At 54.9% G+C, this 24,367-nt stretch carries 24 protein-coding genes; 15 read left to right on the forward strand and 9 right to left on the reverse strand.

Features of this window, described 5'->3' with window-relative positions; translation table 11 throughout:
• Nucleotides 1-172 precede the first annotated feature (172 nt).
• The 10 genes from KZO34_RS15975 to KZO34_RS16020 all read left to right on the forward strand — a co-directional run bounded on the left by KZO34_RS15975 (nucleotide 173) and on the right by KZO34_RS16020 (nucleotide 7,041).
• Nucleotides 173-808, forward strand: a complete 636-nt coding sequence (locus tag KZO34_RS15975; RefSeq protein WP_219477858.1) for a hypothetical protein — start codon at nucleotides 173-175, stop codon at nucleotides 806-808.
• 72 nt (nucleotides 809-880) lie between these two features.
• On the forward strand, nucleotides 881-1,288 hold the full coding sequence (locus KZO34_RS15980) for a PaaI family thioesterase (RefSeq protein ID WP_219477859.1): 408 nt from the start codon (nucleotides 881-883) through the stop codon (nucleotides 1,286-1,288).
• 75 nt (nucleotides 1,289-1,363) lie between these two features.
• Nucleotides 1,364-1,924, forward strand: a complete 561-nt coding sequence (locus tag KZO34_RS15985) for a hypothetical protein (protein ID WP_219477860.1) — start codon at nucleotides 1,364-1,366, stop codon at nucleotides 1,922-1,924.
• Nucleotides 1,925-2,016: 92 nt separating this feature from the next.
• Nucleotides 2,017-3,321 carry an FRG domain-containing protein gene (locus KZO34_RS15990; protein ID WP_219477861.1) on the forward strand — a complete coding sequence of 435 codons (1,305 nt, stop codon included), beginning with the start codon at nucleotides 2,017-2,019 and terminating at the stop codon, nucleotides 3,319-3,321.
• A gap of 40 nt (nucleotides 3,322-3,361) precedes the next feature.
• Nucleotides 3,362-3,772: a hypothetical protein gene (locus tag KZO34_RS15995; protein ID WP_219477862.1), complete on the forward strand. Its 411-nt coding sequence runs from the start codon at nucleotides 3,362-3,364 to the stop codon at nucleotides 3,770-3,772.
• A 599-nt stretch (nucleotides 3,773-4,371) separates the two neighbouring features.
• Entirely contained in the window at nucleotides 4,372-4,734 is a 363-nt protein-coding gene (locus KZO34_RS16000; RefSeq protein WP_219477863.1) for a hypothetical protein, read from the forward strand.
• A gap of 106 nt (nucleotides 4,735-4,840) precedes the next feature.
• Nucleotides 4,841-5,374 carry a hypothetical protein gene (locus KZO34_RS16005; RefSeq protein ID WP_219477864.1) on the forward strand — a complete coding sequence of 178 codons (534 nt, stop codon included), beginning with the start codon at nucleotides 4,841-4,843 and terminating at the stop codon, nucleotides 5,372-5,374.
• A 78-nt stretch (nucleotides 5,375-5,452) separates the two neighbouring features.
• Entirely contained in the window at nucleotides 5,453-5,908 is a 456-nt protein-coding gene (locus KZO34_RS16010; protein WP_219477865.1) for a hypothetical protein, read from the forward strand.
• A gap of 146 nt (nucleotides 5,909-6,054) precedes the next feature.
• Complete coding sequence (locus tag KZO34_RS16015; RefSeq protein WP_219477866.1) at nucleotides 6,055-6,588, forward strand: GNAT family N-acetyltransferase; 534 nt, start codon at nucleotides 6,055-6,057, stop codon at nucleotides 6,586-6,588.
• Between the two features lie 117 nt (nucleotides 6,589-6,705).
• Nucleotides 6,706-7,041 (forward strand): zinc ribbon domain-containing protein YjdM, encoded by a 336-nt coding sequence (locus KZO34_RS16020; RefSeq protein ID WP_219477867.1) that lies wholly within the window; start codon nucleotides 6,706-6,708, stop codon nucleotides 7,039-7,041.
• A 349-nt stretch (nucleotides 7,042-7,390) separates the two neighbouring features.
• Here the strand turns inward: KZO34_RS16020 and KZO34_RS16025 are convergent, their stop codons facing one another.
• The 3 genes from KZO34_RS16025 to KZO34_RS16035 all read right to left on the reverse strand — a co-directional run bounded on the left by KZO34_RS16025 (nucleotide 7,391) and on the right by KZO34_RS16035 (nucleotide 9,634).
• Nucleotides 7,391-7,843 carry a hypothetical protein gene (locus tag KZO34_RS16025; RefSeq protein WP_219477868.1) on the reverse strand — a complete coding sequence of 151 codons (453 nt, stop codon included), beginning with the start codon at nucleotides 7,841-7,843 and terminating at the stop codon, nucleotides 7,391-7,393.
• On the reverse strand, nucleotides 7,836-8,393 hold the full coding sequence (locus KZO34_RS16030; protein WP_219477869.1) for a hypothetical protein: 558 nt from the start codon (nucleotides 8,391-8,393) through the stop codon (nucleotides 7,836-7,838). The genes KZO34_RS16025 and KZO34_RS16030 overlap by 8 nt, the downstream gene beginning before the upstream one ends.
• Before the next feature lie 68 nt (nucleotides 8,394-8,461).
• Nucleotides 8,462-9,634 carry an MFS transporter gene (locus KZO34_RS16035; protein WP_219477870.1) on the reverse strand — a complete coding sequence of 391 codons (1,173 nt, stop codon included), beginning with the start codon at nucleotides 9,632-9,634 and terminating at the stop codon, nucleotides 8,462-8,464.
• Between the two features lie 127 nt (nucleotides 9,635-9,761).
• Between KZO34_RS16035 and KZO34_RS16040 the strand changes: the two genes are divergently transcribed.
• Both KZO34_RS16040 and KZO34_RS16045 read left to right on the forward strand, forming a co-directional pair.
• Nucleotides 9,762-10,721 carry a LysR family transcriptional regulator gene (locus tag KZO34_RS16040; RefSeq protein ID WP_219477871.1) on the forward strand — a complete coding sequence of 320 codons (960 nt, stop codon included), beginning with the start codon at nucleotides 9,762-9,764 and terminating at the stop codon, nucleotides 10,719-10,721.
• Nucleotides 10,722-11,308: 587 nt separating this feature from the next.
• Nucleotides 11,309-11,617 (forward strand): antibiotic biosynthesis monooxygenase family protein, encoded by a 309-nt coding sequence (locus tag KZO34_RS16045; RefSeq protein ID WP_219477872.1) that lies wholly within the window; start codon nucleotides 11,309-11,311, stop codon nucleotides 11,615-11,617.
• A gap of 300 nt (nucleotides 11,618-11,917) precedes the next feature.
• Here KZO34_RS16045 and KZO34_RS16050 read toward each other — a convergent pair whose 3' ends face one another.
• The 4 genes from KZO34_RS16050 to KZO34_RS16065 form a co-directional block, all read right to left on the reverse strand.
• Nucleotides 11,918-13,390, reverse strand: coding sequence for a Na+/H+ antiporter NhaC family protein (locus KZO34_RS16050; protein ID WP_257900488.1), 1,473 nt, complete (start codon nucleotides 13,388-13,390; stop codon nucleotides 11,918-11,920).
• 154 nt (nucleotides 13,391-13,544) lie between these two features.
• The gene (locus tag KZO34_RS16055) at nucleotides 13,545-14,828 is read right to left on the reverse strand and encodes an NAD(P)/FAD-dependent oxidoreductase (protein WP_308318836.1); all 1,284 of its coding nucleotides are present in this window, start codon (nucleotides 14,826-14,828) and stop codon (nucleotides 13,545-13,547) included.
• A gap of 175 nt (nucleotides 14,829-15,003) precedes the next feature.
• The gene (gene gabT, locus KZO34_RS16060) at nucleotides 15,004-16,281 is read right to left on the reverse strand and encodes a 4-aminobutyrate--2-oxoglutarate transaminase (protein ID WP_219477874.1); all 1,278 of its coding nucleotides are present in this window, start codon (nucleotides 16,279-16,281) and stop codon (nucleotides 15,004-15,006) included.
• Nucleotides 16,282-16,311: 30 nt separating this feature from the next.
• Complete coding sequence (locus tag KZO34_RS16065; RefSeq protein ID WP_219477875.1) at nucleotides 16,312-17,775, reverse strand: NAD-dependent succinate-semialdehyde dehydrogenase; 1,464 nt, start codon at nucleotides 17,773-17,775, stop codon at nucleotides 16,312-16,314.
• A 116-nt stretch (nucleotides 17,776-17,891) separates the two neighbouring features.
• Between KZO34_RS16065 and KZO34_RS16070 the strand changes: the two genes are divergently transcribed.
• Both KZO34_RS16070 and KZO34_RS16075 read left to right on the forward strand, forming a co-directional pair.
• Nucleotides 17,892-18,827: a LysR family transcriptional regulator gene (locus KZO34_RS16070; RefSeq protein ID WP_219477876.1), complete on the forward strand. Its 936-nt coding sequence runs from the start codon at nucleotides 17,892-17,894 to the stop codon at nucleotides 18,825-18,827.
• Nucleotides 18,828-18,941: 114 nt separating this feature from the next.
• Nucleotides 18,942-20,429 (forward strand): aldehyde dehydrogenase, encoded by a 1,488-nt coding sequence (locus tag KZO34_RS16075; RefSeq protein ID WP_219477877.1) that lies wholly within the window; start codon nucleotides 18,942-18,944, stop codon nucleotides 20,427-20,429.
• A gap of 53 nt (nucleotides 20,430-20,482) precedes the next feature.
• Here KZO34_RS16075 and KZO34_RS16080 read toward each other — a convergent pair whose 3' ends face one another.
• The gene (locus KZO34_RS16080; RefSeq protein WP_219477878.1) at nucleotides 20,483-21,292 is read right to left on the reverse strand and encodes a LuxR C-terminal-related transcriptional regulator; all 810 of its coding nucleotides are present in this window, start codon (nucleotides 21,290-21,292) and stop codon (nucleotides 20,483-20,485) included.
• A gap of 84 nt (nucleotides 21,293-21,376) precedes the next feature.
• Nucleotides 21,377-22,780, reverse strand: a complete 1,404-nt coding sequence (locus tag KZO34_RS16085) for an aspartate aminotransferase family protein (protein WP_219478069.1) — start codon at nucleotides 22,778-22,780, stop codon at nucleotides 21,377-21,379.
• Nucleotides 22,781-23,022: 242 nt separating this feature from the next.
• Between KZO34_RS16085 and KZO34_RS16090 the strand changes: the two genes are divergently transcribed.
• Nucleotides 23,023-24,360 carry a glutamine synthetase family protein gene (locus tag KZO34_RS16090; protein ID WP_219477879.1) on the forward strand — a complete coding sequence of 446 codons (1,338 nt, stop codon included), beginning with the start codon at nucleotides 23,023-23,025 and terminating at the stop codon, nucleotides 24,358-24,360.
• Nucleotides 24,361-24,367 lie beyond the last annotated feature (7 nt).

Below are 24,367 nucleotides of genomic sequence, written 5' to 3' on the forward strand. Positions count from 1 at the left end.
GCCTTGGCTACCGGAGTCCGCTGGAGTTCGAGGGCGCTAACTGATGGAAGCGTGTCCATTTATTTGGGGGAATACCATTCCGGCCCTGGCGAGCCTCCACCGGACGGCCTTTTCTCCGCTTCGCTACGCAAAGGCCGCCGCTGAATATTGGCGTTAGGGTAGAAAGGGAATTATGGAGCTATACCAAGTCATCATAGCCTCAGCAGTTGCAAATGGAGTTGCAATCGGAGCGATTGGTTTTCTTTGTAAGTCCATCATCGCTCACTTCCTGACCAAGGATGTAGAAACCTTCAAGAATAAACTGCAACTGGAGTCAGAGCACTCTATCTCTTCATACCGTTCCGAATTGGAAAAGGAAAGAATCCGGCTGCAGATCTCCTATGGTGGAATTTTTGAGAAGCAGGCAAACGTCATAATCAACCTTTACCAACTAATCGTGGGCTTTGAACGCTCGATTGATGCGGCTGTTCATGCAGCGGGTGACAAAGGAGAGCAGTATGAGGAGTTTATTATTCGCTGGCGAGAACTGTTGTCCTACCTTGACGAGAATAGACTTTTGATTCCAGAGTCAGTGGAAAACTTATTCGAAAAGTTTCATAGGGGCGTTTTCTATAGTGTCAGAGACTACCGGGTATCAGAGAAGCGAATGGCACGACGCAACATGACGAATAATGAGATTGAAAAACTGTTGGCGAAGCAAGACAAGGCACTAGCGGATTTAGATCAGATCCCGGCAATAAAGAGAGAACTTACAGAAAGTCTCCGTGGATTGATCGGAGTGACGGATCATGCACGAGACCTGCCCTAACAATTCGCGTCACTCGGACGCACTAAAGTGCGCCGGTGCGCTCCGGCGTTATATCTGCAAGGAAAGCAAATTATGAGTGAGCTGTTCGAGTTCGGGAAGAATATATTAGAGAGTCAACCGTTCAGCGTTCTACTGGGAACCGAACTAGAAGTTTTCGAGCCTGGGCTGGCCAACCTCTCACTCAAGGTCCGTGATCAGCTGAAGCAGCAACACGGATTTGTTCACGGTGGGGTAATTAGCTACTTGGCAGATAATGCGCTGACCTATGCCGGTGGGTCGGTTTTAGGAGATTCAGTTACCTCGGAGTTCAAAATTAATTATCTGCGCCCAGCTATTGGGAAGAAATTGCTTGCCACAGCCTCTGTACTTTCAGCAGGCAAGAATCAAGCGGTCTGCCAGTGCAATGTGATAGCGATTGGAGACGATGGAGAGTGTACGGTCGCAGTTGCGCAGGGAACCATCACTCGAGTCGCAAAATAGATATAACAAGTCACGGCACGCGGACGGCCATAAAACGGCCGCCCGTGCGCTCAGCGTTAAATTAAGAAGGAAATCATGAGTTCATATTTTAGTTTATTAAAAGATGCAAATAACACATCCAAGAAACTTGGAGCCTCGGGTGTATCTTTGCCAGAGTCTGAGCTGGCCCCGTTGCTCACAGACGAAAAAATGGAGGCTTTGGCATCTCTTCTGGTGGAGCGGTACGGCCCTCCAGCCCCGTCTAAACTTGCGCATAAATGTTTGGCTATTCACTACGAGTTGCTGGAAGACGTCGAAAAGATTATAGGGGTTAAGCCGATATTTACTATTGGCCATATGAATATCCATGGGGAAGAATACTGGCGAATAACTGAAGACCAATTGCTGGAGATGTCGAGGTCGCCGAGTTTTCAATCCAAACGGCATCTGCATGCCTGGTTATCGCTCCCGTCAAGCGAAATCATAGATTTCACTTTCCCTGCCTCCTATGTTGTTGAAACCAAGTATTCCGGTGAAATTGGCGTAGCGATTACAAAGCACCACTCAGAGCTTCAAGGGATGTCATACCACCCAGTGGCACTAGGAGAGGAAGTTCTTTACCGAACGGGCTTAGCTGCTGTGACAATTGGTGCCTAATCATTTAACCAGAGCGCCAACGGGACTGGTTTTCCGCTGACGCGCCAAGCTAGCCCGTTACGCGGGCGTTAAATTAATAATTAGAGGGGCTCATGTACAATCTGCTTGTGACAGCTATGGAAGGAGCTTGGGATGAAGGCTTCTATGAATATGACAGAAGCCGTTTTCTTGAGTACACCAATGAAGAGGTTGCTGAAGCTCTTAAGGACTTAAGTCCAACACACATTGAAAACCTCAAAAGCTACCCCTGTCTTTTTGCGTACGAAGGTGAAGATTCAGATATCCGTATTGGGTATATCACATCTATAAAACTACGCAGAAGAAATATTCTTATTGAATTCGAGTTTGATAAGGATATAGAACCAATACCTTTTGATCAGATTCAGCCTATCGCGCCGCTTTTAGATATACGCGGATGGGAGATGAATAGAACACACTGGGCTGTCAAAGATGAAGACCTCTTTGGCAGGCTAAGTGACCGAGGCATTCTCGAAGGTGATCTTGGCAGAACCGCTGATATACAAGAACGTCCGGTCCCGGAGGAACCTTTAAATCCGGCTATCAGTACGGTCCAGGAGTTTATTGGCAAGGTATTTGGCATCGATCAGGGCGATGACCGTGAAGTATTTTATCGAGGCCATTCCAACAAGAAAAAATACAAACTAGAGCCCTCATTGTTTCGCAGGGATGAAGAGGGTAACTATCTTTACAAGGATAGTGAGCATTTATTGTACAGAGAGCTTTTGGTTTCAAACTCTGCTGACTTTCAAACAGATAAATATACTCTCGATAGCCTTGTAAGGATGCAGCACTACTCATTGCCAACACGGTTGCTCGATATAACTTCAAATCCCTTGATAGCCCTTTATTTCGCGTGCAAATCATCAGGCAACGAAGATGGAGAGGTCATTATATTCTCCGTGAAAAGAAAAGACGTTAAGTATTTCGATTCAGATGTGGCAAGCTGTATCGCCAACCTTGCTAGACTTCCTCAGTCTGAGAAAGATGAAATAAGCTTTAAGGAAGAAGGGTTCAATGATCAGCGACCAGTGAGACGTCTTCTTCACTTTATCAAAGAAGAAAAACCATTTTTTGAGGCCGCTATAATCCCCGACGATCTGCGCAAGATTTTATGCGTCAAAGGAAAACAAAGTAACGACAGAATTTCCTCGCAATCTGGCGCATTTCTGTTGTTTGGCCTGGATTCGATATTTGATGAAGATGGGACGTCTGAGATAACGGTTACGAGAATATCTGTGACTAATAAAAATTATATTTTGGGAGAGCTTGACTATCTGAATATTAATGATAGCACCGTTTTTCCTTATATCGAAAACTCAGCCAAATACGTGGCTAATAAGTTTAAATTTAACAAGTTAATTCAGCCGACCGCTTGAAAACGGCGGCTGATTATAACGTTAAATACCAGAGTTACCCATGGAAGATGAAACAAAAGTGAAAATCGCCGAGCTACAGCAGTTACATGCTTTCGAGCATTTTCGCTCTGTAATCAGCATGGCTGAGCTAGCATTGAAAAGCGCCATCTTGGTGAATGGAGGGGCATGCATTGCTTTGCTGACCTTCATTGGTAATGTGAGCTCCAGCGGCAGCAAGCTAATCGTTTTCGGGCTTTTTGCCTTCGCTTCTGGAGTTTTCTTGGACGCAGTTGCCACTTTCTTAGCCTATCTCACTCAAAACGAGTTCATGCGCCAGATCAACGAAAAAGAAAAGCACAACGATAAACAGTGGCAAAAGCGTTGGGCAATACGGACCTGCGGTGGTTCCTACGTCGCTTTCTGTCTTGGCGCGTTATTGAGCGGATGGAGTTTTCTTGTCTGCAGTATTTAACAAGGCAATTAAATTCGTTCCGGCCTTTTGGCCTCCACCGGACGCCCTTGTCAGGGCGCCGTTTATTGCTGGCGTTATAAATTGAGGTAGTCCAATGACGGGCCTCGTATCCAGAATCCACCAAGGGCGATATGACTCCGAAAAGGAGCTGTTACGTCTCCGTGACAACGCTCTCGAGAGAGGCAGGGTTGATGTCCTGGATGCGGTTCATCAACGGTTGAAGAAAAACTACCCCCTCATTTACCAGAGGCTAGTTGGCCCTCTCACCGATAGAACTCGAGATAAGAAGTTCAAATGCTATTGCAACAACCCGAAGAGTCTCCACGAGATCTATCTGGATATCATGGCGGGCCACGTTCATTATCATTCCTTGATCTGCGACGATTGTTGGCAAGAAGATCTCACTAAAACGTGGGGCTACTACGGTTGGGCGAGCAAGCTAATTCCGCAAGAGGTGTGGCATGCACTCTGCGAAGAACGGGCGTACGACAAGTACGTTGAGTAATTTATAACAAGGCGCAGCAGTTCGCGGCCGATGGCCGCCGGACGCCACTGACGTGGCGCCGCTTAGCTCAGCGTTAGTTTTTAAGGAGTATGTCATGAGGTTTTTGGTTCTGTTTTTGGGATGCGTATGGGCGTTTGGCGTGCAGGCAATCGAGGGAATCAAGGTAGATGACTTCAAAGCTGCCGCAATTGTCCATATTCAGAAGGAGTACCCGAACGTCGCTCCGGATGATCTGGTGTTTTACGATCTCGACATCTCAGTATTAGACAACGATCTTCAAAAAAGTCGTCTGCGGCTTGGTTTTGTTGATGAAAGTTCTCGTCACTCGACTGGGAGCTCTCCTTATGCGTATGACACATACATCGTTAATTTCAAACTTATTTCAGGAGATTTTGTGCGGGCGCACAAAGGGTTCTGGGGAGGCTTTGAGTCGGTTTCGGGTGATGCAATTAAGTGAGCATCTGCAAAGAAACTAACAAGGCCAGGCACGCGACGCCCACTGCATTGTGGCTTCGCCTCCATTCCGTAGCCGCGCATGCTGGCTGGCGTTAGCGAGTAGGTATATGCGTCGGATTTGGATGGTAGCTTTATTAACAGGCATTTTGGCAGGATGTGCCAATGTTTCCCGCTTTGAGAAAGACGCTTTAGTCGCCCATGGAGAACATCTTAATGACGCTCCTGAGACTCTTTATTACACACTATTTATAGAAATTGGCAGGGTGACTGACGCTAAGATAATGAAAGTATTAGTGAAATTGACACCAGATGCGCCTCCCATATTGCTATCAGAAGTGAAACCAGAGTCAGTTGCCAGGTATTTGCCGCGGTTTATACCCCCATCACAATGGCCGGAGCATTTGAAGAAAAAAGTAACAGAATATCAGACCTATGTGGGTGGCGGTTTCCATATCACATTTGACGATGGTCGGTTTAAATCTATAGGAATATGCTCTCACTGTTCCGGAGGTCGTGAGTATCCGGTTATCGGAACTCCAAATGGAAATGACTTTTATACATTGCCAATTACAGAGCAGCAGCTTATAGATGTGTTTGGTTCGCCTAGCCGAGTGTATAAGGTCAATGAAGTTAGGTATTGACGCTAACAAACGCATGCAGTCGGACGCGGCAGCGCCGCGCCGCTGATGCGGGCGTTACAGGGACTTGCAAAGCAGATCATGAGAAGGGAAGCGGTAGTCGAGCATATTGAACTCAATCCTCTCGGTGAATTCCGAATGGGTTGCGACGCCTATGGCATGACGATCAGAACGAATTTCGGTGAAATTGAGACGTTTAAGGATGTCCCAATTATGATCGGGCAAACCGATCACTCGTTGTTTGTCGAACAGTCTTCATGCAAAGGTTATCTCTTGATCAAAGCTGCTTTTGCCACCTACTTCGTGGACATCAAAGATCAAACCATTAGCGTCTACAAAGCTACTGTGCGCGGTCTCAACAATGAGTGGTGTGACGAGAATCCGATCTACGGAAAAGAAACTCGCCACGTGCAGGGCTTTACCCGTCATTACCATCTCCAGTTCCCCTTCGTGAGAAAGGATCGTTTTCATCAGGTTTTCGGAGAATACGAAGCACTGCGTAAGCGCCAAATTCAGGAAGCGACTGATGCCCTGTAACAAGTCAATTAAGTTCGTTCCGGCCCTCGGCTCCCACCGGATGCCTCCGCCAGAGCAACCGATCCCGGAAGATTATGAAACCCTTCATGCCTGAAGTGACTGCCACATCGGCGCATCAGCGAGGCATTATGCACAGGGAGAATTCAGTGCAATTGTTTGAAACACAAAGGCTGATTGCCAGGCAGCTATCCCACCAGGACGTTCCCGTGCTTACTGACATTCTGAGCGACCCGGACGTCATGAAATACTCCGTTCGGGGAGTGTGCGACGAGGAAGCTATCCGCAAATTTATAAACTGGTGCATCGAGTGTTACTCATCCCACGGCATCGGCCCCTGGGCGTTGTCCGAGAGGGGATCAGGCGATCTTGTTGGCTTCTGTGGCGTTGGGCCTGAGCTGGTCGGCGACGTTGAGGAAGTCAATCTGGGCTATCGCCTGGCGCGCAGATTCTGGCATCAGGGGTTGGCCACCGAAGCGGTCAAAGGTGTGATGCGGTATGCCTTCGATCAAAAACACTGTGAGTCGGTCGTTGTTATCATTGAGCCGGAGCATACCGATTCCGTCAGGGTGACTGAGAAGGCAGGATTCGGAGACTACACCGTGCAGGAATTTCATAACCGACTGGTGCGGCTCTATCGAATGACCCGCGAAGACTGGGCGTCGCAGAACCGGCAGATGTAGCTCGTTCCGGGGCTGGCGGCGCGACACCGGTTACTGCTTCGCCGCCAGGTATAAGCGCAACGTCCCGCAGACGAAGCCCCAGCCATTCAATCATCAGAATCCAGAGTAACAACGATCATGTCGTATCCCCCGTGTCCAAAATGCAATTCCGAGTATGTCTATGAAGATCAACCAAACCTTGTTTGCCCCGAGTGTGGTCACGAGTGGAATCCATCGGAGGTAACGGCCGAAGACACCTTCGTTGTCAGGGATGCCAACGGCACGGTTCTGGAAGCAGGCGATCAGGTAACCCTGATTAAGGACCTCAAGGTGAAAGGCAGCTCGCAAGTGCTCAAGATTGGGACCAAGACCGCCATAAGACGAATCGTGGAAGGAAAGGATCATGAGCTCGACTGCAAACTTCCCGGAGTGGGCGAAATGATGGTGACCGCCAAGTTCGTCAAGAAGGTGTAGTTCGTGCCAGCGCCATCCACCGTGCCGGAAAATTCCTATCTTGGCGCCTACCAATCTGACGGCGCTTTCACCGATTGCTACACGATGACGGTGCCGTGAGCCGTCAACTTGTCGGAGCTGGTGGAGGCCTTTTACACAACGCGGCTTTTCAAAGTCGAGCTCTGGTTGTTGTCGAAGACATTGGGATTTCCATCGACTGACGACCAGGCCCGGCAACTTGCACGTGACGAAACCCGCAACTTTTCGGCATGGGTCGTCGAGCACCGGTCAGACAGTAAGTTTGGTCTGGCGTTTCATGCGCTTGGTGGCTTGCATCGTCTCTATTCCAAGCTCTTGCTGGCCTCTTTCCTCAGATGGCCTCAGGGTGAACAGGGGCATTAACCGCGTCGCTGAGAGCCAGGTTGGCTCCTCGTCCCACTCGATAGTGACCATAAACCAGGCCCAGACTGATCAGTGCAGGCAAGGTCACCCCCGCAAAGTCCACCAGCAGGTATTCAGGCCCGCACAGGCCCACGGCGACTTCCAGGACATGGAAGATCGCGTGGCCGACCAGCCAGGTGGTGGGTAGCGCCCACAGCAGCAGCCGATGCTGGCTGTTGCGGGCACCATAAGCGAAAGCCACGCCCATCAGCAGGTACTGGATGCCAATGTCCCGCACAAAGTGCTGATTGAACGATCCCCGAACCGGTACGCCAGGCACGGTCCAATACCAGGCTTCGGGCGCCACCAGCATGAACACGCCGTTGGCGAACAGGGCCAGCCCGATGATGAACGCTGTTACGGTAATCAGTTGTTTAGCCATGTTTCGCCTCCGCTGAGCGGGTGGGGACCAGGGTGTGGTCGTTGACCTGGACACGGCTGCAGGCGTGTCCGTACCCGAGGGTGTATTTCAGTGCCGGGTAGACCCGGGACGAACTGATGCTATAGGCGATGGAGATCAGGCCTTTGCTGCCCCACAGGGCGCGGATCTGCTCCCGCAACTCGTCCGCTTCCGGGTTATGGGCCAGCACCAGCTCGGTAAAGCGAGCCACCAGGGCGGTGCTTTCCGGCAGGCTGTCCAGATCCATGTCCACCATGGCACGAACCCGATCCGGGCTCACCTTTGCTTCCAGCGCCATGTTGACCACCAGTTGCGTGCAGGGGCCGCAATCGTCCCAGATGATCGCCCTTACCCTGGCGGCAAACAGGGGTTCCGCAGGGACTTTCGCTGAATGGACCGCCATCATCTGAAAGCCCAGGTATTTCAGGAACGCTGGTAGGTCGGTCTGCAGGATCTCCTGCAAGTAGCGAACGTCATAGTCGTATCGCCGGTGCATGGCCATCAGCATCTTGTTCAAGAGATATCGAATCATGTTGCTACCTTCTGTGACGTAGGGGTTGATGTAAGTAATGACGAATCAGGGTGTCGGGTTGTGACCGACTATTGCGACAGCGATACGGCGCTTACCGGAGCGTCCTGGGCCTGAACGGGCCGTAACAGCAGCACAAAGCTCATGAAGAAAATGCCTGCACAGCTGTAGAGCATGACCGAAAAGCTGTCGCGCTCGAGCAGGCTGGCGGCGAGCAGGGGACCGGACGCCAGTCCGACGTAGGCGGTGAGGCCGGCCATGGCCGAGAGTCGCCCGGTGCGGTCCATGTCTGCGGTAACCGCGAGCAGGAACGATTGCACCGCGGGCCATGCGAAGAACAGCAGGGCCATCGCCGCCACATAGAGGACGGTGTGCTGGGCGTAGTCCAGCAGAACGACGGCAACCATCGACATGGCCAGACCGGTGGTCACCCAGAACAGGCGGCCAAAGCGCTTGCCACTGATCACCGGCAGCATGGCGCCCAACAGCCCCAGCAAGCCGGTCGCGGCGATGTACTGGCTGACCGGTTCGGCCGCCATGCCCGCATCACGGCCGATCAGCCCCACGTAGGCCCAGATCCCGCTGGCCGCCACCTGATAGCCGAGGATGGCCAGCAGCAGGAGCGTCGTGTTGGCAGGCAAGGGGGTGGATGGTTCGGCTGGACGGCTACCGAGCCGCAGGGTGGGCAGGAACGGAAGGAAAATCAGGCTCAGGGCAGCCAGGGTAGCCATCACGTAGAACACGGCGTGGGGGCCAAGGACGGTTTCCAGTCCCGGCAGCAGATAGATAACCACGGAGCCCAGGCTGAACTGGACGAACATCAACAGGCCGAATGCCCGGTCGGGGTCGTTCAATCGCGCCAGCACCGCAAGCCCAATGCCGACACAGAGCCCGCCCAGCACGCCGGCGCTAAAGCGCCAGCCGAGCAGCAACGGGTAGGGCTCCACCCAGGCGGTGGCCAGGTCAACCATGGCCAGTAGGGTCAGGAAGATCAGCATGGCGTATTGCCATTGCACCCGGCGTATCAGGGCAATCGCAATGGCACTGCCCAGCAAGCCGCCGTAACCGTTGAGCGCAACGATCTGCCCGGCCTGGGCGTCACTGAATCCGATGTTTCCCGCGAGCGCGTTAACGACTCCGGGCAGGAAGTTGATGTAGGCAAGGCCTGCCATGGCAACAAACGCCAGAAGGCAATAGGCCAGGGTGCCGGTGGTGGCTATGGGATTTGGATCATGGTGTTTCAACGGTTTTCCCCAGACATGTGCGTGGTTGGTTAACGAATTCTAGGCACCTGAAAATTCGGGAAAATCGGCCTGTCATCCCAAACAGTCGTGAATATTGTTCATGATTCTTTGTTGCTATACTGGGCTGATGGACAAGTTACGGTCACTGGAAATCTTTATCGCCACCTGTGATGGCGGCAGTTTCGCGGCGGCAGCCAGGTTGTGTGGCAGCGACCCGTCCACCGTCAGCAAGGCCATTGGGCGCCTGGAGGCCCAGTTGGGGCTGACGCTCTTCCAGCGTTCAACCCGGCAACTGCGGATTACCACCGCCGGTGAGCGTTACGCCAACACCGTACGCAAGATGATGCAGGACCTCTCCAGTTGTGAAGCGGAGCTCAAGCAGATCAACCGCTCACCCAGCGGCACTCTGCGCATCAGTTCCGCCGTCTGCTACGGCCACCTCTATCTGCGCCCCTTGTTGCGGGCGTTTTGCCTTCAGTATCCGGACATCCGTCTGGAGCTCGAAATTAATGACCTGCATGTGGATATCATCGACAACGACATCGATGTGGCACTGCGAACCGGCTATGTAAAGGACAGCCGTCTGGTGGCCCGACGCCTCAGCCCGATGGATTTCCTGGTCTGCGCGTCGCCCCGGTATCTGGAGGAGTACGGCACGCCCCGTCGTCGCGAAGACTTTCACTCGCACCCCTGGATTGGTTTTCGCATCAAGGAAACCCAGCAGCTACAGCCGATCTTCCTGCCCGACGAGTCAGGGGAGTATCAGCCCTATGAGCTGGAGCGCCGCTATCTCACGGATGATGGTGAAGCCATGGCGTACATGTGCGTCGACGGTCTCGGCTTTGCCCAGTTGCCTCACTTCCTCGCCAAGGAAGGACTGGACTGTGGTGCCCTGGTGTCGCTATACCCCTATTTCCGCCCCCCGGATCCGGGCAGCGGTGTCTTCGCTATTTACCCCAAACGTGATTACCTGCCCGCCAAGGTTCGGGTGTTCATCGATTTTCTGAACGACGCACTGGCTGCCCGGGGCGAAAGTGCCAACCATACGTGGGCGGAAACCTGGGCGCCGGTTGCTCATCGCGATTGACGAGAGCGCCATGCGTCGACGGCTCGGGGCGGAAACCGATCAGTATTGTCGGCGAGTGCGGCAGTCTGTCTGGTTTGTTCAGTACGATTGCGAGAGCACAACATGGACGCCAGATGATTCCATAGCGAAGTGCTTGCTGACTGGCTACGCTGTTGTTTTATAAAGTGATCATTGGTGCGTTGTTGCTGTGAGATTGCGTAGTCATGATGCAGTCAGCGGTGTGCAATGATGCAGCGGGCCACCTAATTGCTGTTAGGCACCAACAATCAATTTGGACAGACAATGAAAAAACAAGCTATCCCATTTCAGACCATTGACTGGGCAAGTGTTCCGAGGACCGAGCACAAAGGTGAAGTTACCAACGAATTGAAGGATGGCTCGAGATCGGTATTGCGGGAAGGGATGTCGTACATCGTATCGGACGATTTGAGCTCCCACCGCTCAAACACTGAAAACGGAGCTCATCTACTTATTATCGATGGTGATTTTTTGCGTACAAATGCCTGACAATCGCAGGCACTGGTACAAGTTTTTCGCTGCGCTGCAAACTTGCCCGTGCTGCGGGCGTTATGTGAGAAGGAGGTAAGGTGATTCGAGTAGTTTACCGTTGGAAAGTAAAGGAAGACGACTTTGCGAACTTCCAAGAGGTGTGGAGCCGCACCACGAATCATATACATGAGACTGTGGCGGGAGCGTTGGGAAGTTTTATGCTTCGCAGCCCAGAAGATCCGACTGAAATTCTGACAGTGGCAAAGTGGGATTCAGTAGAGAACTGGAAGGCCTTCTGGGTGGCGGATAATCCGTCCGAGATGAAGGGAATGCGGGAGATAGGTGAGCGGATTTCCGTGACCGTATACGATGAAGTGGACGACTTTACGCGGAGTCACGAGGAGTAGCTCGACGGAATCGTTCACGTGCCACATAACCAGTGGCTGTTGTCGGACGCACCTTCGCTGGCGCTTCGGTGCGCCGCAAAGCCAAGGCGATATATCTTTCCAAAGAAGGAGCAATATGCGAATACGGCGTTGTGCGGCAGAGGAAATTGAGCAAGCTGCTCTTATTTTTTGTCGGGCTTATGCTGCTGAGCCATGCAACGAATTCTGGGAACCAAGCGGTGCTTCCCGCTTAGCTCGGTAGGGAAAAAGGAGAGAGTTTGCCAGGCAGAGCAGTGCTCCACCTGGCAAAAGGGCTAGTGATCAGGAGACTGCGTAGCCAAGGACAATCAGAGAGATAAACGCCAGTGCCGCGCCGATCAGGGCGTACGGGATCTGGGTCAGGGCGTGCTGCATCGGGGTACAGCCGGAACCGGTAGACGACAGAACCGTTGAGTCACTGAAGAAGCAGGCATGGCTACCGAACGCAGAGGCCGAAAGCAGGGCGCCTACGGTCAGCGGCATGGAGACATCCATCGCTACCGCCATCGGAATTACGATGGGCAGGGATACCACGAACACACCCCAGCTTGAACCGGTGGCAAATACCACAGCAGCCATGGTGACGAACACCAGCGCCGGCATCAGTTCCGGAGACAGGTATGGGGTAATGGTTTCGATGATGTAGGTGGTCATGCCCAGCTGGTCGTTGATTTCCTTGATCATGAAGCCGGCGGCAACCACGGCGATCGGATGCAGCATCACCTTGAAACCATCCAGCATGGCATCGGCCAGCTGACCGAAGCTCATCAGTCGCTGCCAGAAGTACAGCACCATGGTGAAACCGGAAGCCACCAGTGCACCCAGAAGCAGGTCAATCTCGTAGTAGATGCTGGCTGAAACCAGTACCGCCATCGGCAGGATGAAGTTCATCATGCCAACCATGACCGGCGGGCGCTTAACGTGCGAGGTGTCAAAGCCAATGGACTCTACGCCATCCGGAACCGGCTGGCCTTTTTGGGCCCGCAGTTCCGCCTGTTTCATGGCGCCCAGGTCTTTGAGCTTGCCGGATGCAACCAGCAGCACCACAATCAGCGCGGCCCAGCCATACGCCATGTAAGGGATGGACTCGATGTAGAGGGACATGCCCTGGCCTTCAGCAACCGCTCCATTTTCCTCAAGCAGGGCACCGAAGTACACAGCCCAGGTGGACAGCGGAACAAGGATACAAACCGGGGCCGCCGTAGAATCCACCAGAAACGCCAGCTTCTCGCGGGAAATGCCAAAGCGGTCGGTCAGATTCTTCATGGAAGCGGACACCGCCAGGGAGTTCAGGTAGTCATCAATGAACACCGCCAGGCCGAGGAAGGAGGTCGTCAGCATGGTGCCACGCTTGGTTTTCACCCGCCTGGCCAGGAACTCACCAAAACTGAGGACACTGCCGCCACGCTCCAGGATGTTGATCAAACCGCCCATCATGCCGCAAACCAGCACAATCCAGGCGATGGTCTCGTTCTGAACCACGCCCATGGACAGGTCGCCAAGGCTGGTGATCAGGGTGGTCGGCTCAAGCAGGAGCAGGCCGGCAATGATGCCGGCAAAAATTGATTCGAGCGGCTTTTTGGTCTTGATCGCGACCAACACGATCAACAAAGAAGGCAACAGGCTTACAAACCCATAGGATTGCCCATCGGTATACTGCGAGGAGAGGTAAGCAAACCCTGCCATGATGGCGCCGTATACGGCAATGGAGAAAAGAGGGCCCCGTTCTCTGGTTTCCCGAGCCTGGTCTTCCATAGAAGGGTAGTCACCCATTGTTTGCGAAGTGTCATGTGTCATTATCGTACCCATCGTCTACTTTTTTTTGGAATTGCGGCGATTTCTCGCCGCGGTAACTACAGGTCATTGTTGTGCAGCAGGCTCTTTGCGGCCTGTCTCTTACTTAACTTGCTTAAACACCAAGCTGGTCGCGCAGGTTGTAGTACCAGGCGCCCATGGCCGTGAAAGGAATCCGGAACAGTCGGCCGCCAGGGAAGCTGGGCTGGGGCAGGCTGGAGAACACGTCGAAGCGCTCGGCCTGGCCGCGCATCGCGTCACTGATCACCTTTCCTGCCAGGTGCGAGCAGGTCACGCCGTGGCCGCTGTAGCCCTGGGCGTAGTAGACATTGCTACCAATGCGTCCGAACTGCGGCAGGCGCATCAGGGTAAGCAGGAAGTTGCCAGTCCAGGCGAAATCCACCTTGGTGCCCTTAAGTTCCGGGAAGGTCTTGAGCATGTTGGGAACAATTAGGGATTCGATCTTGGAGGGCTCACGGGCGCCGTAGGTCACGCCGCCACCGTAGATCAGGCGACCGTCGCCAGACAGGCGATAGTAATCCAGCAGGTAGTTGCAGTCTTCCACACAGTTGTCTTTCGGCAATAGGCGCTTTTGAACGTCTTCAGAAAGCGGCTCCGTGGCAATAACCTGAGTACCACACGGAATGGCCTTGGATTCCAGCTTCGGCAACAGGCCGTTCAGGTAGGCATTGCCAGCAACCAGCACGAAATCTGCGGTAACGCTCCCGTGTTCGGTCTTCACGACCGCCATGGCGCCTTCTTCTATACTGATTGCAGGACTGCCTTCGTAGATGGTGCCACCGAGGGATTCGAGGGCGGCAGCCTCGCCGAGCACGAGATTCAGCGGGTGGAAGTGACCGCCGGTGTGATCAATAAGAGCGCCGGTGTAGCGATCGGAACCGATGTGTTCCATCGTCTTGTTGCTGTCCAGCAACTCCAGGCCCTGATGGCCATGGGCTTCCCAGAGCGCTTTCTTCTCTTGCAGTTCATTGAACTGGCGGCGATTGCAGGCCGCGAAAATGCCGCCTTCCTTGAGGTCGCACTGGATGTTGTAATCGCGAACGAAGCGCCGCAGGATTCGGCCACCTTCAAACGCCATCTGCCCCATATGCTTGCCAACCTCGTCACCGTAATGCTGTTCGATAAAGTCGATATCACGGCTGTAGCTGTTAACGATCTGGCCACCGTTGCGGCCAGACGCACCAAAGCCGATCCGGCTTGCTTCCAGCACGGTGACTTTGTAGCCAGCCTCAGCGAGGTGCAGGGCAGTCGACATGCCGGTATAGCCTGCACCAATAATGCAGACGTCGGATTTGATGTGTTCCTTCAGGGCAGGACGCAACTGCTTATCATTGGCAGATGCCGCGTAATAGGAAGAAGTGTGTGTCGTTATAGGCACGAGGTCGCTCCCGAAGTCGCTTGAGTTAGAGGTCTTACAATGCCTCTAACGGTACGAGATCCGTGGAAACGCCTATATACCCCCCAGGGTATATTTTGGGACGGAAGGTCAAAAATCGGTTCCGGAAACAAGAACGCCACCCCGTAGGGTGGCGTTCTTGTTAGCCCGAGGCTGTTCAGCTCAGGGCCGCAAAACAGCGATCGAGAATATCCATACTCTCATCGATCAACTCATCGCTGATGGTCAACGCCGGCAGAAAGCGCACAACGTTGCCACGAATGCCGCAGGAAAGCAGGATCAGCCCGTTTTGCCCGGCCTCAGTGATGAGGGCTTTGGTCAATTCCGGGTCCGGACAATTGACGTTACCATCCACCACCAATTCCATGGCAATCATCGCGCCCAGGTTACGAACATCCCCAATGCGGGCCGGGAAGCGTTCCTGCAGCTTGCGCAGACGCGCCGTCATACGCTCGCCAATCGCCACGGCACGCTCGCACAGGTTTTCTTCCTCGATTACGTCCAGCACCGTCAGCGCTGCAGCACAGCCGATGGGGGAACCACCGTAGGTGCCGCCCAGGCCCCCCGGGCCGGGGTGATCCATGATGTCAGCCTTGCCAACCACGGCCGCAATCGGGAAGCCTCCGGCAATACCTTTTGCCATGGTCATCAGGTCCGGCTCAATGCCAGAGTATTCGGTCGCGAACATGCGGCCGGTACGGGCGAAACCGGTCTGGATTTCGTCTGCGATGAGCAGAATACCGTGCTTGTCGCAGCAGTCACGCAGTGCCTGCATGAACTCCGCAGGCGCCGGATAGAAACCACCTTCGCCCTGAACCGGCTCGATGATGATGGCAGCAACGCGATTCGGTTCGATGTCGCACAGGAACAGGTCGTCCAGCGCGGCCAGTGACTCCTCAACCGAGACTCCGTGATAGGCGTTCGGGTAGGGCGCGTGGAAGATTTCAGCCGGGAATGGACCGAATCCCGCCTTGTACGGCTTCACCTTACCGGTGAGCCCCATGGTGAGGTTGGTGCGCCCGTGAAAACCGCCTTTAAAGGCAATCACACCGGAGCGACCGGTGTAGGAGCGGGCAATCTTGACGCAGTTTTCCACGGCTTCGGCACCGGAGGTAACGAAGATGCTCTTTTTTGGGGTAGTGCCGGGGGCAAGGTCGTTGAGCTTTTCTGCCAGATCCACCGCGGACTCGTAGGGAGTCACCATCAGGCAGGTATGGCTAAAGCGCTCGAGTTGAGCCTGCACGGCCGCCTGAATGCGAGGATGGCTATGCCCGGTATTGTTAACCGCAATGCCGGCACCGAGATCAATGAAACGCTTGCCTTCAACGTCCCAGATTTCGGCGTTACGGGCTTTGTCGACGTAAACCGGATGAAGCGCACCCTGGCCTTGTGCCATGGCAGCAGAACGGCGCTGATGAAGTGATTGATTGGACATGAGCGTGTCTCCTTGTTTGTAAATGGCGGGTCAGCGAATGCCGCCCATGCACAGATATTTGATTTCCACGAAGTCATCGATGCCGTAGCGAGAGCCCTCACGGCCGATACCGGACTCCTTGATGCCGCCAAACGGCGCCACTTCGTTAGAGATCAGGCCTTCGTTGATGCCGACCATGCCGTATTCGAGCGCCTCGGCAACCCGCCAGACGCGGCCGATATCCCGGCTATAGAAATAGGCCGCCAGACCAAACGGGGTGTCGTTGGCCAGGGCGATCGCTTCAGACTCCTCGGAAAAGCGGAATACCGTGGCGACCGGGCCAAAAATCTCCTCCTGCGCGATACGCATGGATGGCTTTACGCCGGTTACCACGGTAGGCGGATAGAAGTTGGGGTTGTCGGGGGTACTGGTGTGCTCCTGAGAGACCCGGGCGCCGGAAGACACGGCATCGTCGACCAGGTCGCGAACCTTGGCCACCGCCTTGTCGTTGATCAGCGGGCCGATGGTGACCCCATCCCGGAATCCGTCACCAACAGTCAACGCCGCGACCGCTGCGTTCAGCTTTTCAACGAACGCATCGTGAATGCCATCCTGAACCAGAATGCGATTGGTGCAGACGCAGGTTTGCCCAGCGTTCCGGAATTTGGACGCCATCAGGCCGGTAATGGCCGCATCAATATCGGCATCATCAAACACGATGAACGGGGCATTGCCGCCCAGTTCCAGCGATACCTTCTTAACGGTATCGGCACACTGGCGCATCAGCAGCTTCCCGACCGGAGTTGAGCCGGTGAACGACAGCTTGCGAACGCGGGAATCGTCACACAGGGTCCGGCCTACTTCCGGCGCCTGCAGGGTGGTCACCACATTCATTACGCCGGCTGGAATACCTGCCCGCTGGCTGAGTTCGGCCAGAGCCAGGGCACACAAAGGAGTATCCTCGCCCGGTTTGATCACCACAGTGCAACCTGCGGCCAGGGCAGGCGCCACTTTGCGCGTGATCATGGCGATGGGGAAGTTCCAGGGGGTGATTGCCGCCACCACGCCAATCGGCTGTTTGATGGTCACCAAGCGTTTGTCCGGGCCGTGAGCCGGAATCACATCGCCGTAGATGCGTTTGGCTTCTTCCGCGAACCACTCAACGAACGAGGCGCCATAGGCAACTTCACCCTTCGCTTCCGCAAACGGCTTGCCTTGTTCGCTGGTCATGATGTGCGCCAGGTCGTCCTGGTGCTCCATGATCAGGTTGAACCAGGCACGCAAACGCCCAGCGCGTTCTTTCGCCGTCAGCGCCTGCCAAGCAGGCATTGCCGCTTCAGCCGCGTCGATCGCGGCACGGGTTTCGTCGCCGCCAAGGTCGGGAACCTGGGCCAGGGTGGCGCCGGTGCTGGGATTGAAGATGGGAAAGCTATGGGCTTTCGCTGCGCCTACCCATTCACCATTAATGTAGGCGCGATCCCGAAACAGATCGGGCTCGTTCAGTTTTAGTGTCATCAATCGCTCCTTAAAAGGCTAAAAATCTGGGTGTATGCCGTTGGAAGGATGGTAAACCGGACACTTTGTGTGATAAATCTGGATGATTAGGCGTTAACGTTGAGAGCGATCAAACAATGAAGAAGGACCTGAAGGTCAGCCTGGGGCAAGTCGGTGATTACGAGATCCGATTACTCAAGGTGTTCGAGGCGGTGGTAGAAAGCGGCGGTTTCTCGGCGGCGGAAAGTGAATTGAGCATCGGGCGCTCTACCATCAGTACCCACATTGCCAACCTGGAGGAACGCCTGGACCTTAAACTGTGCCGCCGGGGACGTGGCGGATTCTCCCTGACGGAGGAGGGCATTGAAGTCTACGAACTGATGAAGGGGCTGTTCTCCGCGCTTGAAGGGTTTCGCTCGGGCGTGAATGCACTACACGTTCGCCTGACCGGGGATCTGCGCGTCATCGCCAGCGACGCCGTCTGCATGGAGCCCCAATCCCGGCTGCCAGAAGCCATCGCCAGTTTCTCCGCAGCCGCACCGGAAGTGAATGTGCTTCTGGACGTTAAGGCGCTAAACGATATTGAGCGCATGGTACTGAATGGCGAGGCGGATATCGGACTGATCCCGTTCCACCGGCAACTGTCCGGCCTGAATTACGCAACGCTGTACGCAGATCACTTCCACCTCTATTGCAGTCGAACGCACCCACTGTTTGATGTGGTGCCCTCAAAGGACTTGCGGGACAAAGTTCTCGCCAGCAAGGTGGTCCATGCCGGCATTCACACCAGCCCGGAGGTAGGCAGCCAACTGGCCGACATGAATAAGGCAGCCATTTCCTATTTTTACGAGGCACGCCTGGCCATGATCCTGTCCGGCGCCTACATCGGTTTCATGCCGGACGCATACGTAGAGAACCAGGTTGCCAATGGCGAGTTAAAGGCACTCATTCCGGAAACCAAGCATTACTCTCTGGAAATTGCCGCAATTACCCGAACCCACGGCCGTGGGAACCGGGCCCGGGATCTTTTTCTTGAAATGCTGACTCAACTGACACAGACAGACCCACACTGAAAAGAGAGGTCGAAGCCGTTTCCCTGGCGTGGCGTACCCCCTGGGGGATATGGCCCCTCCCGAACCAGAACGCTAGCCTTGGCGAATAACCCATTTGCTTGCAGGGAGCGTTCCATGAAGACCAAAGCCGAGTGGCAGACACTGAGCCAGCAGATCACATTCCGGAATCAGGCGTACATCGGCGGCCGCTTCCAGCCGGCAGTTTCCGGCGAGACCTTTGCGTCCGTGAATCCGGCCACTGAACAGACCCTGGCGGACGTTGCCAGTTGCGATCAGGCAGATGTCGATCTGGCAGTGGCCTTCGCACGCAAGGCTTTTGAATCCGGCGTGTGGTCAACAAAATCACCGAAAGAGCGAAAAGAAGTGCTTCTGCGCCTGGCCGACCTGATGGACCAGCATCGCGATGAACTAGCGGTCACCGATACCCTGGACATGGGTAAGTCCATCTCCGAAATGGTGAATATCGACCTTCCGGATTCCATTGATTGCTTCCGTTGGACCGCCGAATCCATCGATAAGGTCTACGGCGAGATCGCACCAACCGGTGGCGACACCCTGGGTCTGATCAGCCATGAGCCCGTGGGTGTTGTTGCCGCCATAACGCCGTGGAATTACCCCCTGATGATGGCCACCTGGAAACTGGCGCCGGCCCTGGCAGCAGGCAACTCGGTCATTCTGAAACCGTCCGAAAAATCTCCACTAAGTGTGCTGCGCCTGGCCGAACTGGCCACTGAGGCAGGCATCCCTGATGGCGTGCTGAACGTTCTGCCGGGCTACGGCCACACCGCCGGCAAGGCGCTTGCCCTGCATCACGGCGTGGATGTGCTGGCCTTTACCGGCTCCAGCCGGGTTGGTGGCATGCTGATGGAATACGCTGGCCAGTCGAACCTGAAGAAGGTCTGGCTTGAGGCCGGCGGGAAATCTCCGATGGTGGTGTTTGATGACTGCGGGGACATCGAAAAGGCGGCACAGACCGCTGCTGCCTCGATATTCTCCAATCAGGGTGAAATCTGCATTGCCTGCTCCCGGCTGTACCTGCAACGTTCCATCAAGGACCAGTTCCTGAAAGCATTAATGGAAGCGGCATCCGCCTACAAGGGGGGCGATCCGCTGGACCCCGACACCCGCATGGGCGCACTCGTCGACAAAGCCCAACTCGACACCGTGGCACGGTACATCAAATCCGCCATGGACGATGGCGCCACCGTTCTTACCGGCGGCATGCCGGAATACATCGAAGGCAAAGGCTTCTACGTTGAGCCCACCATCATCGACGGCGCCAAGAATGGCATGCGTTTCGTTCAGGAGGAAATCTTCGGGCCGGTACTGGCGGTGTGTGAATTCGACGACGAGGCCGAGGCTATCGCGCTGGCCAACGACAACCGCTATGGTTTGGGCGCTTCGGTCTGGACCAACAACCTGTCTCGCGCGCACCGGGTGAGTAAACAGATCCAGAGCGGCATGGTCTGGGTGAACGGCTGGGGTGGCGGTGACTCCACCATGCCTTTTGGCGGCGTGAAAGCCTCCGGCAATGGCCGCGACAAGTCGCTTCACTCGATTGAAAAGTATACAGATCTCAAAACGGTCTGGATCAGCCTTTAAGGGCTGGGCTAGGGCAGGCGCAGGGAACGCGCCCGTACCCGAATAAACAGAGCCTAGTAGTCGTCCAGGCTGTTCAGGTGGGCGATGAATTGGGTGAAAATTTCCGCCTGGGTCGATGTGTTCAACCGATTATGAATGTTTTTTCGGTGCACTTTCACTGTCCCCACACTGATTTTCAGTTGGTCGGCGATGGCCTGGGAGGAATAGCCCCGCAAGATCAGCTCGGTTATTTCCCGCTCCCGATGAGTCAGCACACCGCTGGCAAAGGTACTTAGCGCCCGCTTCATTGGCCCGTGGGAACGGCCGTATTGCAGATATTCCTGTGATTGGGAAAGCCAGAACTGGCGCACCAGCGCGCTCAAAATCGGATAAAACTCGTTGAGCGTGTTCAGTTCGCTTCGTGGAATGCTATCGAGCGCCGCCTTACGCCCAAGGGTCAGCGTGCAGGTCACCTCGTCATCAAGCTGGATGATCAGGTTGATTTCGTCCACCAAGCCAAAATCCTGGTAGCAAGTCTGAAAGTATTCCGTTTCCTTGAACGAGTCCGGCATGATGTCGGCGAGTCGAATCACGCCTGGTGCAACGCCGGACTCGATGGCATGAAACAGGGGATCGATAACATAAGCGTGATTGATGTAAAGCCGAAGGGTGTCGCTCTGTTCTTCAGGTGCCGTCGGGTGAAGGAGGATAGGGCGCAAGGACGCTTTATACGCCACCATAATAAATGTATCGTAAAAACAAAGTGTTGAGAGGAACTCTTCGAGGGCTGCCGGAAAGCTGCGCAGGCGTTGGTGGTCGATCAACACTGCGACATTTTTTTGCCAGCTATCGTTGGCATTGATACGGCTGATTCGTTCTCGCATACGCGTTTGCAGTCCGACCTGTTCAAACCTGTGTCTGTGTGGCTCGGGAAACCCGGCAAACGCCAGGCTCCCAAAGTGTGGGCCTTATCCGGCCTTGGCCTGATCAGGGATCAATGCCCTGACATCATCGTAGGTCAAATCGAAGCATTCGCGCGCTTTTTCCACCATCTCGTCAACTTCGGCAGGAGTAATGACTAAAGGCGGGCAGAACACCATCCGATTGCCACAGGCACGCATGACCAAACCATTGCGGAAGCAATGATCGCGGCAAATCGTGCCAACATCAATTTCCGAATCAAACAAGGTGCCGGACGCCCGATCCCGCACCAGCGCGATGCCCGCCAGGAGGCCAACCCCTTCGATATGACCGCATAGAGGATGATCACCGAGGCGCTCTCGAATTCGGGTCTGGAAGTAAGGGGCTATGGTGTTGGCGACGTAATCGACCACACGTTCTTCCTGCAGCAGGCGGATATTTTCAAGCGCCACCGCCGCGGCAACCGGGTGGCCGGAATAGGTGAATCCGTGGTTGAAATCATCGCCGGCGTTAATCAACGCATTGGCAATGCGATCACCGACGGCCACCGCTGATATCGGCAGGTATCCGGATGACAGCCCCTTCGCCATCGACATAATATCCGGCTGGAAGCCAAAAGTTTCACAACCAAACCAGCTTCCGGTGCGGCCAAACCCGCAGATCACCTCATCAGCAGCCAGCAAAATGTCGTATTTTCGACAGATACGCTGAACTTCCGGCCAATAGGTTGCGGGTGGAACGATCACGCCTCCTGCACCCTGTACCGGTTCACCGATAAAGGCCGCCACATTTTCCGGGCCGATCTCCAGTATTTTGTCTTCCAGGGGCTTTGCGCACAGCAGCCCAAATTCATCCTCAGACAGACCGCGGCCCTCGCCATACCAGTAGGGCTGAGGAATGCGGTGAATATCTGGCAGCAGGGGCGTTGCCTGCTTGTGCATTGGCCCCATGCCGCCCAGACTCGCCCCGGCCACGGTACTGCCATGGTAGGCATTCTCACGGGCAATCAGTGCCTTGCGACGTGGCTGGCCTTTGAGCGTCCAGTAATGGCGCACCATCCGAATGACAGTATCCACCGCCTCGGAGCCGGAACTGGCAAAGAAGACATGATTCAGATCGCCCGGAGTGATATCCGCGATGGCCTGCGCTAACCGGGCCGCAGGCGCATTGGTGGTCTGGAAGAAGGTGTTGTAATAGGGCAGCACTTCCATCTGTTGCGTAGCTGCAGCGATCAATTCTTTTCGGCCGTAACCGAGGTTCACGCACCACAAGCCGGACATGCCGTCGATCAGCCGCTGGCCCTCGCTGTCCCACAAATAGATCCCTTCGGCGCGAGTGATCACGCGGGCTCCCTTGGCGTTAAGTTTTCCTGAATCGGTAAACGGATGCAGGTGGTGTTGCGCATCGACGGCACGAATGGCGTCCCCGTTTCCCTGCGGTGGGGTTTTCATTGTTGGTGGCATTTTGTTTTCCCTGGCTTCCAATGAAGAGCCCGACTGGTGAACTAAGTTGTGGCTCGGATAAGGCTTTTCTAACAAAACGGGCCAGACTGGGGATATACCTATCGGGGGATATCGGCTCGCCGCCATGCTTTTAATCACCCCATATACCCCCTGGGTTATAGTTACACTACTCATGGGATCGTTTAGTGTTCAGACACTCATAGAAACGGCAGCGTTCCAAAGAGAGACGTATGACAGTCAACAAGAACACCGAATTCGATTTCTTTATCACCGACCTGAACGGCAATTTACGCGGTAAAAGAATGCCTGCCGGCGTTCTGAAAAAAGTTTTGAGCGAGGGCATCAAATTGCCACGATCCGTGGTCGGCTTCGACTTCTGGGGGGCCGACGTGCTCGATAACGGGCTGGTCTTTGAAACCGGGGACAGCGATGGTGTGTGCCTTCCGGTCTCCGAAACACCACTACCGGTGCCCTGGTCAGACATTCCCCGGCACCAGATTCTGGCCATGATGTTCAACGCTGACGGATCCGCTTTTGAAGCCGACCCACGCCAGGTGTTAAAGCGCGTGGTAGATCGCTTCAAGGCCCGTGGTTTGCGCCCGGTGATGGCCACCGAACTTGAGTTCTACCTCATGGATGGCAAGTCCGAAACCACCCAACGCCCCATTCCCCCCGTACTCGCGAATGGCCACGGTCGCCGCCTTTCGAACACTGAAGGTTACGCAGTGGAGGAGATGGACGGGTTTGACGCCTTCTTCGCGGATATTCGCAAGGCCTGCGACGCCCAGGGCATCGAAGCAGATACCATCATTGCCGAAATGGGGCCCGGCCAGTTCGAGATCAACCTCAACCATGTCGACGACCCATTGCTGGCCGGCGACCAGGCCATCCTGTTCAAACGGCTGGTGCGCGGAGTATCCCGCCGCCATGGCTACGGTGCCACGTTCATGGCCAAACCGTACGCCGAACAAAGCGGCAACGGCTTCCACGTTCACTTCAGCCTGCTCGACGAATCCGGACAGAATGTGTTTGATAACGGCACGGAAGAGGGCAGTGATCTGATGAAACAGGCGGTCGCGGGGATGATGAAAACCATGCCCGACACCATGCTGACCCTGGCGCCCAACCAGAATTCCTATCGCCGCTTCATGCCGGGTGCCCACGCGCCTACCATCGCTTGCTGGGGCTACGAAAACCGAACCGTGGCCCTGCGGATACCGGAAAGCCCATGTGCCGCTCGCCGTATTGAGCACCGTGTCGCCGGCGCCGATGCCAACCCGTATCTGGTACTGGCTTCTGTTCTGGCTGGCGCGCTGTATGGCATTGAAAACGGCCTGGAGCCTGCGGCTCCCATCGAAGGCGATGCCTACGCGGAAAGCGACGAATCATTGGTTCTGCCCAACAAGTGGGAAGACGCCACCAATGCCTTTGCGAACAGCCCGATCCTGAAGGAATATCTCGGCGAGGAGTTCCAACGCGTCTACAGTGCTGCCAAGCGCCAGGAACAACGCCTGCTCAACGAGCGGATCACCGACGTGGAATACGAGGCCTACCTCGGGCTGCTCTAAACGAATC

The sequence above is a fragment of the Marinobacter sp. F4206 genome (genome assembly GCF_019392195.1).
In the GTDB taxonomy this organism is placed as follows: Bacteria; Pseudomonadota; Gammaproteobacteria; order Pseudomonadales; family Oleiphilaceae; genus Marinobacter.

What these genes read in the sequence shown, in the direction of transcription:
- KZO34_RS16080 (WP_219477878.1), bottom strand. Translation starts at nt 21,292, where the DNA reads ATGCGAGAACGAATCAGCCGTATCAATGCCAACGATAGCTGGCAAAAA.
- KZO34_RS16010 (WP_219477865.1), top strand. Translation starts at nt 5,453, where the DNA reads ATGAGAAGGGAAGCGGTAGTCGAGCATATTGAACTCAATCCTCTCGGT.
- KZO34_RS16065 (WP_219477875.1), bottom strand. Translation starts at nt 17,775, where the DNA reads ATGACACTAAAACTGAACGAGCCCGATCTGTTTCGGGATCGCGCCTAC.
- KZO34_RS16005 (WP_219477864.1), top strand. Translation starts at nt 4,841, where the DNA reads ATGCGTCGGATTTGGATGGTAGCTTTATTAACAGGCATTTTGGCAGGA.
- KZO34_RS16070 (WP_219477876.1), top strand. Translation starts at nt 17,892, where the DNA reads ATGAAGAAGGACCTGAAGGTCAGCCTGGGGCAAGTCGGTGATTACGAG.
- KZO34_RS16020 (WP_219477867.1), top strand. Translation starts at nt 6,706, where the DNA reads ATGTCGTATCCCCCGTGTCCAAAATGCAATTCCGAGTATGTCTATGAA.
- KZO34_RS16040 (WP_219477871.1), top strand. Translation starts at nt 9,762, where the DNA reads ATGGACAAGTTACGGTCACTGGAAATCTTTATCGCCACCTGTGATGGC.
- KZO34_RS16000 (WP_219477863.1), top strand. Translation starts at nt 4,372, where the DNA reads ATGAGGTTTTTGGTTCTGTTTTTGGGATGCGTATGGGCGTTTGGCGTG.
- KZO34_RS16090 (WP_219477879.1), top strand. Translation starts at nt 23,023, where the DNA reads ATGACAGTCAACAAGAACACCGAATTCGATTTCTTTATCACCGACCTG.
- KZO34_RS16050 (WP_257900488.1), bottom strand. Translation starts at nt 13,390, where the DNA reads ATGGAAGACCAGGCTCGGGAAACCAGAGAACGGGGCCCTCTTTTCTCC.
- KZO34_RS15975 (WP_219477858.1), top strand. Translation starts at nt 173, where the DNA reads ATGGAGCTATACCAAGTCATCATAGCCTCAGCAGTTGCAAATGGAGTT.
- KZO34_RS15980 (WP_219477859.1), top strand. Translation starts at nt 881, where the DNA reads ATGAGTGAGCTGTTCGAGTTCGGGAAGAATATATTAGAGAGTCAACCG.
- KZO34_RS16085 (WP_219478069.1), bottom strand. Translation starts at nt 22,780, where the DNA reads ATGAAAACCCCACCGCAGGGAAACGGGGACGCCATTCGTGCCGTCGAT.
- KZO34_RS16030 (WP_219477869.1), bottom strand. Translation starts at nt 8,393, where the DNA reads ATGATTCGATATCTCTTGAACAAGATGCTGATGGCCATGCACCGGCGA.
- KZO34_RS15985 (WP_219477860.1), top strand. Translation starts at nt 1,364, where the DNA reads ATGAGTTCATATTTTAGTTTATTAAAAGATGCAAATAACACATCCAAG.
- KZO34_RS15990 (WP_219477861.1), top strand. Translation starts at nt 2,017, where the DNA reads ATGTACAATCTGCTTGTGACAGCTATGGAAGGAGCTTGGGATGAAGGC.
- gabT (WP_219477874.1), bottom strand. Translation starts at nt 16,281, where the DNA reads ATGTCCAATCAATCACTTCATCAGCGCCGTTCTGCTGCCATGGCACAA.
- KZO34_RS16025 (WP_219477868.1), bottom strand. Translation starts at nt 7,843, where the DNA reads ATGGCTAAACAACTGATTACCGTAACAGCGTTCATCATCGGGCTGGCC.
- KZO34_RS15995 (WP_219477862.1), top strand. Translation starts at nt 3,362, where the DNA reads ATGGAAGATGAAACAAAAGTGAAAATCGCCGAGCTACAGCAGTTACAT.
- KZO34_RS16075 (WP_219477877.1), top strand. Translation starts at nt 18,942, where the DNA reads ATGAAGACCAAAGCCGAGTGGCAGACACTGAGCCAGCAGATCACATTC.